Raw genomic sequence first — 15,883 nt, 5'->3', positions numbered from 1 at the left:
AATAGCTGATAATCATTTGCTTATGATTTAAAAAAGGACCCGTAACATCGCGCAGCGTGTTACCCTCTTGCTTGTCCTTTTTTCCCGGCGGGCCGGATCAAAAATGCCACGATTTCCCTTATCGGCAAACCGCTACCTGGTTTAGGAATTTCATTCCCGTTCTATGTTGAACTTATGCTACCGGCACCTTTTGAAAGTCAGAAAAAACGGCGCCTTCTTTGTGAAGATCGGATTGTAAAAAAGTCAATTCAAGATAATTAAATTTTCAACTAATCTTAAAAATAAAATATAAAAAACCGCTACTTTGGAAGCAGCGGTTTAGGTGTTACAAAATTCCTTCATCGGCAAAGCTAAAATAACTGCCATCGGGAGTAATAATAAGATGGTCCAGCAGTTTGATATCCAAAAACTCCCCGGCACTTTTAATTTTCCGGGTCAGGCGTTTATCATTTTCACTGGGCTTTAAAGTTCCCGAGGGATGGTTATGGGCAATAATTATAGCCGTAGTTAATGACTTTAAGGCCACCGCAAAAACAATCCGCACATCCACCAGGGTTCCGGTAATCCCTCCCGTGGAGACTTCAAAAATCCCTTTTACCCTATTGGCATTGTTTAAGAGCATAACCTTAAAACATTCGTGCAGGGCGATATGATCTTTATTCCACTGGCTAAAAAGCAGTTCTTTAGCGCAAAGGGAGGAGCTGATCTTGGGAGCTTCTTTTACTTTCAAATTGCCCCTGTACTTTATCGAAATTTCGTTAACTTTAGATTTCATTTTTAATTCAATTTAAAAGGTTAATAATGAAAAAGAGGGCGGCACTTTGGATAGGTTCCCGCCCTCTTAATTTTGGTGCCTATTCATTGGCAGCATTACTACCAAGCAGGAGGATTTCCCCGGCAATAATTTCAGTCACATACCTTTTGGTGCCGTCCCCTGACTCATAAGAGCGGGAAGTCAGTTTTCCTTCAATGGCGATTTCTTTGCCTTTGGACACGTACTTCTCCACAATTTCGGCGGTTTTACCCCATGCCACGATATTATGCCACTGGGTATCCTGTACTTTCTCACCACCTGAGGTGCGGTAAAAATCATTGGTAGCGATAGAAAAACCGGCTACTTTTTTGCCGCTTTCAAGGTTTTTGATTTCAGGAGTGTTTCCAACATTCCCGATCAGCTGTACTTTGTTACGTAGATTACTCATAATTGAAAAATTTAAATTAAACATTGATTTACTTTTTGTATCCTGAGCGTTTTCCTTTTTTGTTTTTTTGGCTGCGCTTCCTTTTGGATGTTTTTGTACGATTTCATAAGAGTCATTTTAGATTTACTTCCCGTAGAGCCGTCGCTGTTACCTTTTTTGTTGCTGATACATTTTACAGGATTTAGAATTAGGGAGCACTTATAAAAAGGAGGCACGACTGGCTTATGCAGTGCGTCTAACTTCTAAATCCTGGTATCTTTGCCAACAAAAAAAGGGAAGTACAGCGAAAGGCCCGGAAGTAAGGCTAAAGGCTCCTGGAGAAGTACAAACCCACAGGAAGCGCAGCCAAATCCAACTATGGAATTTCAACCTGGATTCATCTCCTTCCGGTTTTGAATTGAAGTGAAGTGCTCCAATTCTAAAAATGGCAACCTGGAGCACGAAACGCAAAGACAAAACGGGAAGCGTCCATATCTTTTTAAGCGAAACGCTTTCCCCGCAGCGTAGCTTTTTCTGCGCAGTGGAGGGAATGTGCTGAGCGGGTTTTTTTACCAATCTCATCTTTACCGCATTCATAGTACCCGGATCAATAATCACTTCCCTGCACTACCGCCATTGATATGCCTTTTAAGAAGTTTCAGCTCGATATTCCTTGCCCCATGCTTTTCAAAAAGCCTGGTCGTTATTTCCTTGTTATCCGGCAAAGTGAATTTTGGCAGTACTACCACAAACCTATCGGTTGTTCCCGCTAAAACTTTTTCCGGAAAACTATGGGCATATAGTATTTCCAAAGGAAGCGTTTGCATGGATTTTCTTTTTCCCTGCTTTTTGGTGCTGATATAAAAATCAAGCTGATCAGGCTCGTAGCTGATCCCGGAGGAATTTTCCAGCTCCATGACCAGGAAAAAATTTTCATTAAAAAATACAATATCTTTTACCCGCAGTACAACCCCGGAGGTTTTCTGCCGCCGAAGGCTTCCCTTTGCCCTGCGCAGAAAATGCTCCGAGAGCCGTTCCAGGTATGGAGAAGACTTAGCCTTAGCAGTTGCTACAGCATCCTTCTTTAGAGGAGCTTCACGACCCACCGCATCTTTACCGGTAAAGAAATAATAGAAATGCGGCAGCTCTTCCCGGAACTTTAGTACAAAGGAAAAAATATTTCCCTGCTGATCAATTACAAACAGGTTGCTCACCACTCCCGCTTTGGCCTGCAGCAGCCCAAAATACTGCGGCCGGTCTTTGTTATAAGTAAAAACCATGTGAGGAGCCCCGGTAACCGCCTGGCGAATTGGAGCCGGGAAGAAGAGGGCAACCTGCTGGTGATCATTAGCATAGATGGTATCAGGAGCCCGGTGCGCCTGCGCATAAATTGAATCACTGCAAAGCAGTATAAAGATGACTAAAAGAAGGTGTACTAATGTTTTCATAGGAATAAATTTTAAAGTTCCGGTTTGAGCAGTAACTGGTAGCGATTGCTAACGCTTACCTTTATATTGCGGTTATGTTTTTGAAAGAGCCGGCTAATACCACTGACCTGTGGCAGGCTGGGAATATTGATTTCCCCCAACGCGTCATCCAGGATTTCCCGTGAAGCCTCTGCCCGAAAGTTATTTTCCACGTAGATCCCTTCGCTGCCATCCTGGACATCGTATGCCTTCAGGGAAACAGGCCGGTGCATGACCTGCTCGATATTTACCTTCACCCGGTTGGCTGCAAAACTGACAAACCCATAGACAGGGCTGAGCCGTGGCAGTTCTTTTCCTCCAATCCTGGCAGGTTCCATTAAGCGCAGGCGGAGGCGGGAATTTGCCCTGACCACCTGTTGCCCGTCTACAAAAACCCGAATCACCGAATCCGTCTTACCACCCGCTGAATTGTCATTCGCATTAGTACTGCTAAAAAACAGCTCCTGGGCCAGGGCCAGTTCTGCCGGGGAAATTTCTTCTGTGTTAGGAATATCTGCTTCCGCTATACCAACCTCATGTGTTCCCGGAAAAGCAGCTGTTGTACTATCTTCAGCATTTTCACGGTTAAAGCTCCAGGACTCCATGGTCCAGGCTTGTTGTGGAGGTAAGGAATCCATAGAACTCCCGTCTTGATCCTCCGACCACTCCTGCTGTTCTTCTTCCATCTCATCATAAAGGCTGGGCGCCAGGGAGGGCTTTTTCTCCCGGAGATCGTTGATGGCATTAAGCCTGGAATCGTAGGTTTTGGTTTCCTCCTTCAACTGCGGCACTTCGGGGTCCGAAATTGTTTCCTGCTCCTGTTCTTGGTCTCCTCCAAAAACCACCAGGCAATAGGAGATAATAAACCCAAGGACACAGACCAGTACGGAGCCGAATACCACTTTCTTCTTATCGATTTTCATGTTTTTTGTTTTATGGTTTTATTTAAGCTCCTATTGCACAGGAAGCTTCCGCAGGTGTTTCTCAAAGAAGTCCGTGATCAGAAGCCCATGGGTATTCTGGGGAAACTGTCGTTCTACCGGCAGCAGTTTTCCGGTGGTAATCAGTTCATAGGCATCTTCAATACTGCCCCGGTTAATGCGAAAAACCGTACGGGTGCTAAAAGGATATGGTGCCTGGTCCAGCTCCACTTCCGACTCCACGGTATCGATCTGCTGGACAAGGGCATATTGCAGGATGCGGTTATATACCCCATCAGCTCTTTTCTGGCGATACACGTTATCCACGGAACTATTCCCAAGCCACAGCGCCTTCTCAAGCCGCTGCTCGTAGGTAGCCGGGGATAAGCCGTAGAAATAACGATGAAACAATTCCAGGTGCGCCATGGCTTCCACTTTAAGGTTATCCCGGCGCAGCTGCCAGCTCAGGGGGATAACTTCCCCCCTGGTGTTAATGGCAAAAGCATGCTCCACGGCATCCCGGTGCATTTTGTACACCAGGTAGCCTGAAAACATACAGGCACAAAAAGCGCCGATACTGACGCTGATACTCACCAGTCGGTTGAGCTTTAGCACCTGGAAGATATTACGGTAAGGAGAAAATTTCTTTGACATAAGACAAGGATTTATGGTTAGGAAGTAAACAGTCGCAGGGTAAACGAGGTAGCCCGTTTATAGAGTTTAAACTTTAGAAGCACTATAAAAGCTATAGATCCCGCTTCTATAAGGTTGATGATGACCTGGTTTTGGGAAGGACTGCCAAGGAGGCTTTCCCAGAACCCGCTATTGATCTCCCGGTAGAGTTCGTTAATAAACACATTGACCAGGAAAAAGGCCGGCACCAGCATGTAAACCGCTATATATAAGCGAAAAAAAGAATAAGCCATGGAACGGAATCTTTCAAAAACCGAGAGGCTGATGATCAGCGGGAAAAACACCTGCATGATGCCCAGGATAAAGAAACGTTCCGCAAGAAAAAGCGGGTAGATAAACAAATCCAGGATCCACAGGAATACCCCTACGATAAACGACAGCACTTTTACCGAATACAGTGGCGTAAAAAGCGCTTCATAAAGTGCGGTCATGGCTTTGGTCATCACATCAAAAGCACCGGGATCCTCGGCAATCTCAAGCTCCTGCAGCCGCAGGGGCACCAGTGCCGGGGCTGTTTCCATAAACCCGGATTCAATACTGACCAGTAATCCATCCAGCATGCCAAGGATTTCAGGGGCGCAGAGTACCAGCAGTACCACGCTTAAATTGCGTACCAGGTCCACCGGGCGCAATCCCCATGTAATCCCGTCCTGGTCGACCATACCTTCCTGGTATTTTTTAAGGATGTTGACCAGGAACAGCACCACGGCAAGACTTTTCATTCCAATCATGGTATATTCCATAAAGACATTGGTCTTTACCGTCTCAAATACCGTATTTACATATTCCAGCCCGAGTTCCATTGCAAATTTTTTAAAAGTTAGATACCGCCCCGGCGGGAGTTTAATTGCTCCTGCAGCTGGCGAAAATCGATGATATCACGGTAGCGTCTAAGTTGGCTATCCACCTGCAGCAGCAGCTCCCGGGATTTCTTTTCTTTTTCATTAAGGATTTGTGTGCGGTCCGCATCGGTCATTTTCAAAAAATCACTGGAGAGCACCTGGTCGATAAACTCCAGGTCGCGAAGGGATAATTCGATTATGGCATCAAAGGATTCGGAGATCCGGCTGATTTCCTCCGGGTGGACATAAGGAGAATTCAGGATATCCCTTGCATCATTTTGCACCCTTTCATAAAGCCGCTGGTGGGCACGGGTAAGCTCCCGCACTGCTTTTAGCTGGCGTACCACCGCGTTTACTTTTTCTATATTTTCCTTTTGCTTCTTCAGGAATTCCACGGTCTTTAGCAGCTGCGCGGTCTGTTTTGCCGATTCGATCAGTTGCTTGGCCAGGCTGATAAAATTGGTATTATCATATACCGGCATTCCCTGGCAGGCGGCGCCTGCAGGAAGTAGTAAAACCATTGCCAAAGCAAGGCAAAGCATTTTAGTTTTGTTTTTCATCATATTAAGTTTTAGCGGATAAATACTCATTTATGGCACGTTCCATATTTCCGGTCTTGGCGTACAAAGCCATTATAGCCCCGTTTTCAGCGCCGTCAGTCAGGTATGCGGCATAGGCCTCCGGCGGCACTTCCAACCGGAAAATATTGCTCTCCTTGCCTATCTTTATAAAGACTTCCGTATACTTCCGGGAACCGGTAAGGTTATTTGTAATCGACTTTAACTGGTTCAGGTCATGGGAAGAAAGTTTCAGCCGGGCTACCAGGTCTTCATAGCCTTTCTCATTGCGCAGGCTGTAGATCACCTGGGTATTCTCAAGAATACTGGAAGCGGTACTTCCCACCGGCAACTGGTTGATCGACTGCAGGATGATCCCTATAGCCCCGTTTTGTTTCCGGATAGCCTGGTAATAAAATTCCACACTCTCCAGCACATTAGCGAACTTTAACTGCTTGGCAAACTCATCAAAGAGGATGATGCCTCTTTCGCTGCGGTTGCTCCAGATAGATCTTTGAATTGCTGTTTTGATGAGTTTCAGCATAATTGAAAGAATCTCTTTATTATCCCGTATTTCATCAAGTTCAAAAATGATCAGGCGCTTTTCCTCCAGGCGGTATGACTGTCCCTGCTGCTCCCGGAACAAATAGCTGTACAGGCCGTTGCCCACGTATTCCGAGATGATATGCAGAAAACGGGAAAGCTCAAAATAGCCGGTATGGATTCCAAGGCGTTGCAGAAGATCTTCCTGTTCGCGCTCTATAAAGCGGTAAAAACCTTCCAGGTGATGCGGGGCAGCTATCGAATCGTAATAAGCCTGCAGGAGCTTTTTCAGGGCCACGGTCTCTTCCCTGGCAGCCCCACCGGAGGATAACAACTCCAGTATAAATACCGCCAGCTCTTCCAGGTGTTCCGGGGTAGGACAACATGGCTCCGGCAGGTAAAAAAAGTTAATTCCCAGGGATTTCCCCGGCTGGTAGCGCAATACCAGGTGTTCTTCCGGGTAGAGTTTGGCGAATTTCGCGTAAGAGCCTCCCAGGTCAATAATCACCAGGCGAACCCCCTGTTCAAAATACTGGCGCAGGATGTTATTGGCCAGGAATGATTTGCCCTCCCCGGTAGGCGCGAAGATGGCAAAATTCCGTGCCTTGATCCTTCTCTTTTTCTCGTCCCACACATCCTTTATTACCGGGATATTGTACTGACGGTCATTAAAGATCACCCCCTCCTTATCCGATCTGTAATTCCCGCTATTTAGCCAAAGACATAAAGCGTGTTTCAGATCGGTTACATACAGGTCATCATTGGAAAAATTAGAGGTAAAGGCGAAGAAGCTATTTAAAAAATATTGCTTTCGTGATTCCGCTACCGGCGCATATGGCCGGATGTCGAGTTGTTTAAAAACTGCTTTTATGGTTGCGGCAATATCCTTTAACCGACCGCTGTCCCGGTGCCAGTAAAGAATACTGAATTGCCCGCGGATGATCCGGGCCTGCTCATCATGACTGATGCTATGCAAGACAGAATTAATCTTCTCCAGCACCACCAGGTTCTGAGTCCCGAAGCTGGCGCTTTTCTTCAGGGCTTCCATTCTTTTCTCCAACTGCCTGCGCCAAAGATTCGTATCGTCCAGGATAAGCAGCTGGTTGACGATATGGTTTTCATAAAGTTCCAGCCCGAACCCATCGATAAACCCCTGGTGAAAATTAAACTCATCTGAAGTAAACCTGCCTGCCGGGCGGCTGGTTTGCAACTGGTCTCCAAAGGCTGTCTCATGCTGCACGGCCATGAGATCCAGGTAGTAATCTCCTATTTGGATATGCTGATCCCCCAGCAGGATATCGGTATCCACACCCTCATTAAACCCGTTAAAATAATCATGGGCGAAGGATATCACCTCCTCCTCTTTAAAAGGAATAAGCCTGAGCTTCTGACCCTGATTAAGAAAATGCACCACATCTTCTACGGCCGTCCGGAAACGCTCCAGCGCTTCATCCCCGCTCGTAACCAGGTTTTTACTTACTGCCTTAAAAGGGTTTACGAATTTTGCATGGTTAAAACTTTTGTTCCCGGGCCAGCAAAAGAAAAGGTAGCACCGGTGCTCCAGGAATTCCCGGTCTTCAAAATGCTTGCGGGTGGCTTTTTCCAGGAAAGAATTTCCCGGCAATTGGCCTGCCTTGTAACCCTGCTTCCGGTAAACATCCTGTTTATGTACTATACAACGGGAAGGAAGGCTTTTAAGGGCCTGGAACCAGGTGCCGTGTAGCGATTCAAAATCTTTTTCCGAGAGTGAATACACTTCAGGCAATTCCACGGCGTAGGCCAGGATTATATTTCCATTGGAGGCAAAAACCAGGTTATCTGAAACAGCGGCCAGCGGCGGCTTCTTATACAGGTTCATCATTATCATCGGAATATGGATTAACAGGTTTATTACTGATCAGCCGGGGATAAACCCTTATAAAAATCACTTTGCAGGTTAAACGGGTATAATGAAGCAGGCTAAAGTAAAGCCCGGCGTTCATTGAAATCAGGCCAAGGATCACCAGGAAATCGAAAGCAAAAATGGCGATCAAAAGGGAAAGCACCACAACGGCAATCTGCACGGCAAAGAGCAATAAGGGCAGTCCCATGATGAGCGCTTCTTTCCTGATATCCCTGTAGGCGGTATAACGTTTCATCAGACTGCCATGGTTACGAGATAGGAAAAAATACCCACCACGGCACCGGTAATCAGGACAAACACCAGGACCCGGCTAATTCCTTTTTTGAGGTCGGTATTCTCCCCAAAAAAATGCCCGGCATTAAACAGGAAGCCTACCAGGAAAATTACTCCCAGGAGAACAGGGAAGATGGCACGGATGGTATCGGAGATCTCCTCGACGGAAGTTTCAATACCACCGATTTGGGCAAATGCAGGTGCAGTCATTAGGAAGGCACCTGCCAAACTAAAATAGTTGATTCTTTTCATCACTTTAGATTTAAGTTAAACTGCTGATTATCTGATCCAAAATTAGAAAAGAAGACAGTTACTTATCTGTAAATCAAAAAGTTGTGAATAATATTTTACCTGGTATCATTTGCATTTAAGACACTACAAAGTCATATAAATACTATGCAACCAAATTCAATGGCTGTTGATAACTTAAAAAACCAATCCCGTTTAAGAAGAGCTAAACGACCAAGTTTAATAAGAAGGAGAATAGACACACATCAAGAAGGCTGTAAAACCTTACGAAAAGTACGGTTTTACAGCCTTTACTATTGCTCTCCAATTTTTACATTTAAAATCCCTACTCATCAGAATAATGATGACCCATGTTCATCATTATTTTATTCAAACCTAAATCAAATCTACTATGGACAAGTCCGGTAAAAAACCTACTGCCAACAATGTAAAATGTTGGGAAAGCAATGAAGAAATTTCCGCCATAACACAAAGACTTAAAGAAATGTTTGTGGATATGGGACAAAAATCCCGAATTGAAAGGGGCCAGAAACCCGCTCAACGCTCCGTGTTTCGCAAACAACACGGGATAGCATATGGACATTTTATTATCGACAAGGATTTGAATCCTGAATTTGCCGAAGGCATATTTGCCGGAGAAGAATATGAATGCGTAGCAAGATTCTCCAGTGACACGGATCCTCAGGCACCTGATTTACATTCTACACTAGGCCTTGGTCTTAAACTTTTCGGAGTTCACGGCCCGAAGCTGATTGGAGAAGGTGAAACTGCTGATTTTATTTTCCAGAATATCGACAGGTTTTTCGCCAAAGATGCAAGGCAAATGTGCAGTTTTACTACGGCAGGTGTAATTGACAGGGATTACGACACCTACATTAATGAACACCCGGAACTCGCAGGTATTTTAAAAGCAATGATGAAAGAAGAAGCCAGTTGTCTCACTGCAGGCTACTGGGCTATTTTACCATTTAAACTGGGAGATAAGAACATTGTTAAGTACAGGCTGGTTCCCGAAGTCACAGATATGGGAGCTCCGGCAAATGACAAAAACTACCTTGCCCGGGATTTACAGAGGCGGTTAAGAACACAACCTGCATCCTTTCGTTTTGAAATACAGCTGCGCAGTGTCCCTTCAGAAATGCCGTTAGATGATGCGCAGAAAGTATGGGATACGGATCAAAGCCCGTATATACCGATAGCCCGGCTGGTATTTCCCAAACAGGACATACTTGCCATCGGGCAGGAAGAATTCGGATCTAACCTGGCTTTCAATATCTGGAGAACTTTACCTGCGCATGAACCCTTGGGAAGTATTGCAAAAACGCGAAAAACAGTTTATGCAGCCAGCGCTAAAGCCCGGCACCAGGCTAACGGACAACAGCAGCAGGAGCCTAGAGAAATAGAACCCGTGTTTTCCGATGATGAAGATGATAGTAGCGAATGTATAGTTAAAGCCGCTATCTATCCTCCGATAGGGGTCATGCGGGTTGGGAACAGTAGAGAGGAATATTTCATCGGGCCTTTGACAGACCAGCCTGTGGTTAAAGAAGATCCTTACGCCTATCGTGACGCTTCCGGGGCATTAAAAAGACAGGCGGCCCAGTTCCGGGTTTACGGCTTAAACGCTGCAGGAAAAGCGGTTAAAGAGCTCAGCCCGGAAAATGCCAATATCACCTGGCACGCCCACCTGGCCAACCAGAAATCTTCCTGGTACCAGTTCCAACTGGCCCTTGATATTCCTGAAGCCAAAAATGCTCCCGCATCCCTGCTAAGAAACATCGACGAAAAAGACAGGAAACCCCTATTAATAGATGGAAAACACCAAAGTATTTCGGGCACAGGGATAGAAAACGGACCAAAGTTCACAGGGCACTTCAAAAATAAAGAAGTTTACCTGGGGGAAATGAGAACCGATCAGAAAGGAAGACTGCTGATGCTTGGCGGTCATGGGAAATCGGAAAATATATCCGGGGATATGGCAGTTACTTTTGCAAATAATGAAGGCTGGTATGATGATATATCGGACGGCCCTGTAACTGCCGAAGTAGAATACGAAGGGGTGACTTTAAAAACAGATCCGGCCTGGGTAATTTGTGCTCCACCCGATTATGCCCCGATGCAAAAATCCGTCCGTACGATGTGGGATTTAATGCGGGATGTCGCCGTTAAAAGCAATATGCTGGTAAGGCCGGCAAGGCCATCCTTTACCGAAGATATTCTCCCAATATTCGAACGAATGACGGACCTGCAGTGGGTGAACGCAGGCTTTGCGGCTGCTTTCGGCTTTGGTGGTCAATTCAATTACACCTCCAGGGAATGGATTAATAAGCTCAATGATCCTTCGCCCGCTTTTCTCGAATTAAGAAGAAGTATTTCCAATAATTTCAGGCGCTATGATGTTCCCGGCGCGCAGGCCCCACAATTATGGCCATGGCTGTACGGAGATGCAATCAGCATTCCTCCTACTGGCTCGGTTCGCCAGCATTGCACCCTTTCGGACTTGCAATTGTCCTTCCTGGAACAATGGGCGGAGGGTGATTTTGATGCTGATTTCGGAAAAAAAGGCAAATGTCCCTTTTCCAGTAACTCAAAAACCATAGATGAGCTTCCCTTAAAAGATCAACCGGATATGCTTACCAAGGCGGCGATGGATTTTTGCCTGGCCGATGCCTTTCATCCCGGTTGTGAAATGACCTGGCCGATGCGTACTGCCGGTATGTACATGGCACCTTTCCGGCTGAAACATGCTACAAAAACAGAACCGATGAATTCATGGTATTACGGGGCTGAAATGAATACCGACGTGATCACACTGGCTAAAGGGCCCCTTCTCGGAGGACAGGTAGCCAGAGGCATTACCAGATGGATGGCCATTCCCTGGCAAACCGATACTGCCAGTTGCAGGGACGGCTATACGGCCTCCTATGATCCGTATGTTCCTACCTTCTGGCCGGCCAGGGTTCCTAATAATATCCTCTCAGAAGATCGTTACAATGAAGTTTTGAACGATGAGCTTTCCGAAGAAACCCGTAAACAGGCTTTCGCTTACCGGAGGGATTGGCTTGATGATCTACCACTGAACGGCAACCCTCCAACTTACACCAATCAGATTAACAGCATGATAAAACATTTCGATAATCTGGCTGTTATCCAGGCCCGAAAAGGGGTAGATCATAGTGAAGATTTTCCTTATAGAATGCAGGTAGGAATAAGCTTAGCTAAGGAACAGGAAGAAACTATTATTCGCAACGCAGGGAAACAAATTGAACTACTACACCAAAAAACCTTAAACCCGGAGCATAAGAAATCCCTTGAACATGTTCAAAATAAATTGAGTAGCGAAAGTATGTTTACCGCAGCCCATGACCAGGAAATCACCCATCAGCACCTGGCAACATTAATAGGTGATGAAAACATCGAAAGCCACCATAAGGAAGATCTGATAAGGTTGCTGGGATTACTCTCAAAAAAGGTGAAATCCGGGGATCAGAAACCTTTACATCCCGATCATGAAAAGAATGAGAACATAAATACAGGCATACCTTCAAAACTAGGCCGATTCCACCGGTTTTTACCAGAATAAACCGATTTAAATGAAGACGCAGATTGCTATTATCGGAGCAGGTGTGGCCGGTTGCACTGCAGCCATTGCACTTGCTCCTTATTACGAGGTTATTCTTATTGACAAACTGGAAAAACCCGGTGAAAAAATCGGAGAATGCTTACCCGCCGCCACTAAAAGGATTCTATCGGAACTGGAAATTTTACACCTGGTACAGAACGAGAAGGGGCATAGCATCTCTTCTCATATCAATCATACAGGTACGCAGTCCACCTGGGGATCGGAAAAAATATATTTCAGCGATTCTTTAATTAATCCGGACGGCTCAGGATGGTTTCTAGACAGGGTAAAATTTGAATCCTCGTTGAGATCCGAAGTTAATAGCAGAGGTGTAAAATGTTTATGGCCTAAAAAATTATTGCATGTAGAGAAAGTAAAAGAAGGCTGGAAGCTAACAATTGGCGACAACCTAAAAGATAGCAAGGAAAAAACAGAAACTCTGGAAGCCGGATTTGTAATCGATGCCACAGGCAGGGCCTCTGTTTTCGCGGGAAAGTTAGGTATCCCGAGAATATCTGTCGATAAACTGATATCGTGTTGGTCTATATTTCCGGGAAACAGGTTAAATAATATAAATACCGTTAGTCCCTGTGAATACGGGTGGTGGTACAGCTCTCCCCTCTCCAACAACAGAAGGCTGGCAGCTTTTCATACGGATCGCGACCTTTTAAAAAAAAGAGCTACTAGAGACCCGCAGTTGTTTTTAGATTTAATGAAGAATTGCCCCGAGATTTCATCTTCCGTAGATTATTCTGAATATAAAGGCTTTGTTTATAAAGGAACAGTTGCAGCAAATTCAGGTTATCTTCAGCAATTTACAGGTGAGCGTTGGGTAGCCATCGGGGATTCCGCGATAAGTTTTGACCCGCTTTCCTCACAGGGTATGTTTAATGCTATGGCCAATGCAATGCAATTGAGGAACCTTTTCCTGGGAACAAAGCTTATAGAATTTTCTTCTGACCAGAATTTAGATAATAAATTCCGGGAAATGTACATCAACAGTATAAACCAGGTATGGAATCGCTATTTATATCATAAAGAACACTACTACAGGCAGGAAAAAAGATGGATTCATGCGCCTTTTTGGAAAAGAAGAATTTCCCGGTCACTACAAGAATAGAAGCTATTTAAAGTAAACCATAAAAGAATTACGGTTCAGCCTTACTCTTAAAATTTTCTTAAAAGTGATATTTGAAACTTCTAAGCAGTCCCGCTGCTTTAAAAAAATGATCAGGATTCAAAGTTCTCATGAAAGTAATTGATAAAAGTTCGGACCGTAGTACTGAGATAGCAACCACTATTATCATTATCAGCTTTCTTGAAGAAATAGGATTGCAAACAGTTAAAACCAGCATAAGCAATAAAACGTTTCTACCAGGAATACATGTGGAAAAAGGAGTTTTATATTATGACCCTGAGAAATTGGAACACCCGGGAGATCTATTACATGAAGCGGGACATATGGCCTGTTTGGCACCATGCGTCAGAAATAAGATATACGGGAAAATTGATCATAAAACTGCTGCAGACTTTGAAATTGGTGCCATTCTATGGAGTTTTCTCGCCTGTTCACATCTAAAATTACCTCCAGAGGTGGTTTTTCATGAAAAAGGGTACAAGGGAGATGCAAACTGGCTCATTGAAAACTTTCAAAACGGGAATTATATTGGATCGCCTGTTTTAAAATGGCTGGGGCTCATAGAATACGATGAAAATAAAAAAAATAAAACGTCTCCGACGGTAATAAGTTGGTTACGCAAAAATTAAAAACCCAAATTTTAAACCTTAAACTATCAAATTATGGAAGGCACTATCGGTGAAATCAGGCTATTCGGTCCGGAATGGGCTCCCAGGAACTGGGCATTATGTTATGGACAATTACTACCAATAAACGATTACACGGCTCTTTTTTCCTTACTCGGGACAAAATATGGGGGAGATGGACGAACAACTTTCGGGCTTCCGGATTTAAGAGGAAGAGTGGCGATAGGAAGCGGGTACGGACCAGGACTTACTGACAGGCGCAACGGTCAAAGATCCGGCGAAGAATACCACACATTAATTGCCTCAGAAATGCCACAGCATAACCACCAGCTTAGCATTTCAAATCCCACGGTTAATTCCGTTCAGGCATCCGTAAAAGTAGGAAGCGGCAATGATGCTCAAGCTCCGCAAGGAAAATATCCCGGCGGTAGTATATCCGGACCAATTTATTCAGCTAGTACTGACGGAACTTTTGCAGACGATGCGGTAGAATTCAGTGATCTGCAATTCAATCCTATAACAAGCCAGATGGGAATGGCCGGAGGCAGTACATCCCACAACAACATGCAACCCTGGACCTGTGTTTCATATATTATATGTTTGCAAGGCATATTTCCACAAAGAAGCTAAAGATAGCTCTGCAAAATAAATACATGTCTTCGGTCCTTACATATCCTAACCCTGGTAGAAATCATATACCAGTAAAAAGGATAAGAAGGCAGCAAAATTCTTAACCCGGCCCGGATTGAAAGGAGCCTAATAATAGGTGCTTTTATTCGGGCCGGTTTATTTATGCCAGGTTATCAATTTTTGAAGAATGAAAACAACTTTGTTTTGTAATAGCTTAATTGTCATTCCATTATTGAAAAAATTAGTTGATAAAGGAGATGAAATCCAACTTATCACACCACAAGATTACCATCAGGAATTGGATGGTCTAATGCAAACTGCTGAAGAACACAATATACCTTTACTTGAGATAAGAAAAGATGAGTTGAATCAAGAAAAAAATCTACTATATCAATGGGTAGAGAAAAGTGATTTGATGCTCGGCTACACTTTCCCCTGGATACTTCCGGAAAAACTATTTTCATTGTGTGAGAATGCTGTCAATGTACATTTCAGCAGCCTACCCTACTTCAGAGGGAGCGACCCAGTATACTGGCATTTAAAATCCGGCGAGAAGAAAATAGGAATCACTTTTCACCGGCTCACCGACATACCGGATGAGGGAAGTATTATTTATAATGAAGAAATTGATATTTTACCGGGTGAAAATTACGGGCTTCTTCAATCAAGGCTGTCATATAAAACGGCAGAGATATTTACCACTTTTTTATCCCGCTTAGAAAGTAACAGGGAGATTACGGCAAAGAACATTTCCGGAAGCTATTTTTCCCGTCCTAGCAGGAAGCAGAGAACGATAAACTGGGAAATACAGTGTGCGGATGAAATAGAAAATTTAGTCAACGCCTGCAATCCGAAATACTGCGGAGCCATGGCTATGTTCAGAAATATGCCGGTTCAGATAATTGAAGTAAGTCCTGCCGATTTAGGAACTCCTCCAGTTTCCCGCCCCGGAACTATAATTTTTTCAGATCCCACCCATGGAATTTTTGTTTTATGCAGAGATTTCAAGGTTATAAAAATAAACGTCTTAAAAACGAAGGAGGGCATATTCAGCAGTGCCAAACTTGCTATTATGGGTTGTAAGAAAGGAGAAATATTTAGTTAAGTGATAAAACCTTCTTTTTTATTTTAACTTTTTATTTACAATTTTTCTTACAATATTTGCCCTGATTTTCACCTCCCTACAGTTGAAACACATTTAAAGACGACAAATTACCTGAAATTGTTCGGAGCCAAATCC

General features: G+C 44.3%; 16 protein-coding genes. 5 read left to right on the top strand and 11 right to left on the bottom strand.

The window, feature by feature from the left end; translation table 11 throughout:
* Positions 1 to 325: 325 nt before the first annotated feature.
* From RM553_RS05120 to RM553_RS05070, 11 genes are all read right to left on the bottom strand, one after another.
* A complete protein-coding gene (locus RM553_RS05120; RefSeq protein WP_311533883.1) occupies positions 326 to 775 on the bottom strand; it encodes a JAB domain-containing protein in 450 nt (149 codons plus the stop codon).
* Positions 776 to 854: 79 nt separating this feature from the next.
* Complete coding sequence (locus RM553_RS05115) at positions 855 to 1,202, bottom strand: single-stranded DNA-binding protein (protein WP_311533882.1); 348 nt, start codon at positions 1,200 to 1,202, stop codon at positions 855 to 857.
* A gap of 222 nt (positions 1,203 to 1,424) precedes the next feature.
* Positions 1,425 to 1,763, bottom strand: coding sequence for a hypothetical protein (locus RM553_RS05110; RefSeq protein WP_311533881.1), 339 nt, complete (start codon positions 1,761 to 1,763; stop codon positions 1,425 to 1,427).
* A 32-nt stretch (positions 1,764 to 1,795) separates the two neighbouring features.
* Entirely contained in the window at positions 1,796 to 2,629 is an 834-nt protein-coding gene (locus RM553_RS05105; protein ID WP_311533880.1) for a DUF4138 domain-containing protein, read from the bottom strand.
* Positions 2,630 to 2,640: 11 nt separating this feature from the next.
* A complete protein-coding gene (gene traM / locus RM553_RS05100; protein WP_311533879.1) occupies positions 2,641 to 3,570 on the bottom strand; it encodes a conjugative transposon protein TraM in 930 nt (309 codons plus the stop codon).
* 30 nt (positions 3,571 to 3,600) lie between these two features.
* Entirely contained in the window at positions 3,601 to 4,221 is a 621-nt protein-coding gene (locus RM553_RS05095) for a conjugal transfer protein TraK (RefSeq protein ID WP_311533878.1), read from the bottom strand.
* Between the two features lie 17 nt (positions 4,222 to 4,238).
* The gene (locus RM553_RS05090) at positions 4,239 to 5,063 is read right to left on the bottom strand and encodes a hypothetical protein (protein WP_311533877.1); all 825 of its coding nucleotides are present in this window, start codon (positions 5,061 to 5,063) and stop codon (positions 4,239 to 4,241) included.
* A gap of 17 nt (positions 5,064 to 5,080) precedes the next feature.
* A complete protein-coding gene (locus RM553_RS05085; RefSeq protein ID WP_311533993.1) occupies positions 5,081 to 5,662 on the bottom strand; it encodes a conjugal transfer protein in 582 nt (193 codons plus the stop codon).
* A 4-nt stretch (positions 5,663 to 5,666) separates the two neighbouring features.
* Complete coding sequence (locus tag RM553_RS05080) at positions 5,667 to 8,069, bottom strand: TraG family conjugative transposon ATPase (protein WP_311533876.1); 2,403 nt, start codon at positions 8,067 to 8,069, stop codon at positions 5,667 to 5,669.
* Positions 8,047 to 8,340 (bottom strand): hypothetical protein, encoded by a 294-nt coding sequence (locus tag RM553_RS05075; protein ID WP_311533875.1) that lies wholly within the window; start codon positions 8,338 to 8,340, stop codon positions 8,047 to 8,049. The genes RM553_RS05080 and RM553_RS05075 overlap by 23 nt, the downstream gene beginning before the upstream one ends.
* A complete protein-coding gene (locus RM553_RS05070; protein ID WP_311533874.1) occupies positions 8,340 to 8,630 on the bottom strand; it encodes a hypothetical protein in 291 nt (96 codons plus the stop codon). The genes RM553_RS05075 and RM553_RS05070 overlap by 1 nt, the downstream gene beginning before the upstream one ends.
* A gap of 388 nt (positions 8,631 to 9,018) precedes the next feature.
* Here RM553_RS05070 and RM553_RS05065 point away from each other — a divergent pair, with 388 nt between their 5' ends.
* The 5 genes from RM553_RS05065 to RM553_RS05045 all read left to right on the top strand — a co-directional run bounded on the left by RM553_RS05065 (position 9,019) and on the right by RM553_RS05045 (position 15,748).
* Entirely contained in the window at positions 9,019 to 12,210 is a 3,192-nt protein-coding gene (locus tag RM553_RS05065; RefSeq protein ID WP_311533873.1) for a LodA/GoxA family CTQ-dependent oxidase, read from the top strand.
* A gap of 10 nt (positions 12,211 to 12,220) precedes the next feature.
* Positions 12,221 to 13,369: an FAD-dependent monooxygenase gene (locus RM553_RS05060; protein WP_311533872.1), complete on the top strand. Its 1,149-nt coding sequence runs from the start codon at positions 12,221 to 12,223 to the stop codon at positions 13,367 to 13,369.
* 128 nt (positions 13,370 to 13,497) lie between these two features.
* Positions 13,498 to 14,016: a hypothetical protein gene (locus RM553_RS05055; RefSeq protein ID WP_311533871.1), complete on the top strand. Its 519-nt coding sequence runs from the start codon at positions 13,498 to 13,500 to the stop codon at positions 14,014 to 14,016.
* Between the two features lie 33 nt (positions 14,017 to 14,049).
* Positions 14,050 to 14,643, top strand: a complete 594-nt coding sequence (locus RM553_RS05050; protein ID WP_311533870.1) for a phage tail protein — start codon at positions 14,050 to 14,052, stop codon at positions 14,641 to 14,643.
* Between the two features lie 187 nt (positions 14,644 to 14,830).
* A complete protein-coding gene (locus RM553_RS05045; RefSeq protein ID WP_311533869.1) occupies positions 14,831 to 15,748 on the top strand; it encodes a methionyl-tRNA formyltransferase in 918 nt (305 codons plus the stop codon).
* Positions 15,749 to 15,883 lie beyond the last annotated feature (135 nt).

This window comes from Autumnicola tepida (assembly GCF_031846485.1).
GTDB classification, from domain to species: domain Bacteria; phylum Bacteroidota; class Bacteroidia; order Flavobacteriales; family Flavobacteriaceae; genus Autumnicola; species Autumnicola tepida.
Note: the sequence above shows the minus strand (reverse complement) of the source record. Positions and strands in the feature narration are given on the sequence as shown.

Coding starts and splice junctions, on each gene's coding strand:
- RM553_RS05065 (WP_311533873.1), top strand. CDS start 9,019: ATGGACAAGTCCGGTAAAAAACCTACTGCCAACAATGTAAAATGTTGG.
- RM553_RS05085 (WP_311533993.1), bottom strand. CDS start 5,662: ATGAAAAACAAAACTAAAATGCTTTGCCTTGCTTTGGCAATGGTTTTA.
- RM553_RS05055 (WP_311533871.1), top strand. CDS start 13,498: ATGAAAGTAATTGATAAAAGTTCGGACCGTAGTACTGAGATAGCAACC.
- RM553_RS05090 (WP_311533877.1), bottom strand. CDS start 5,063: ATGGAACTCGGGCTGGAATATGTAAATACGGTATTTGAGACGGTAAAG.
- traM (WP_311533879.1), bottom strand. CDS start 3,570: ATGAAAATCGATAAGAAGAAAGTGGTATTCGGCTCCGTACTGGTCTGT.
- RM553_RS05060 (WP_311533872.1), top strand. CDS start 12,221: ATGAAGACGCAGATTGCTATTATCGGAGCAGGTGTGGCCGGTTGCACT.
- RM553_RS05115 (WP_311533882.1), bottom strand. CDS start 1,202: ATGAGTAATCTACGTAACAAAGTACAGCTGATCGGGAATGTTGGAAAC.
- RM553_RS05050 (WP_311533870.1), top strand. CDS start 14,050: ATGGAAGGCACTATCGGTGAAATCAGGCTATTCGGTCCGGAATGGGCT.
- RM553_RS05120 (WP_311533883.1), bottom strand. CDS start 775: ATGAAATCTAAAGTTAACGAAATTTCGATAAAGTACAGGGGCAATTTG.
- RM553_RS05075 (WP_311533875.1), bottom strand. CDS start 8,340: ATGAAACGTTATACCGCCTACAGGGATATCAGGAAAGAAGCGCTCATC.
- RM553_RS05045 (WP_311533869.1), top strand. CDS start 14,831: ATGAAAACAACTTTGTTTTGTAATAGCTTAATTGTCATTCCATTATTG.
- RM553_RS05080 (WP_311533876.1), bottom strand. CDS start 8,069: ATGATAATGATGAACCTGTATAAGAAGCCGCCGCTGGCCGCTGTTTCA.
- RM553_RS05070 (WP_311533874.1), bottom strand. CDS start 8,630: ATGAAAAGAATCAACTATTTTAGTTTGGCAGGTGCCTTCCTAATGACT.
- RM553_RS05095 (WP_311533878.1), bottom strand. CDS start 4,221: ATGTCAAAGAAATTTTCTCCTTACCGTAATATCTTCCAGGTGCTAAAG.
- RM553_RS05105 (WP_311533880.1), bottom strand. CDS start 2,629: ATGAAAACATTAGTACACCTTCTTTTAGTCATCTTTATACTGCTTTGC.
- RM553_RS05110 (WP_311533881.1), bottom strand. CDS start 1,763: ATGAGATTGGTAAAAAAACCCGCTCAGCACATTCCCTCCACTGCGCAG.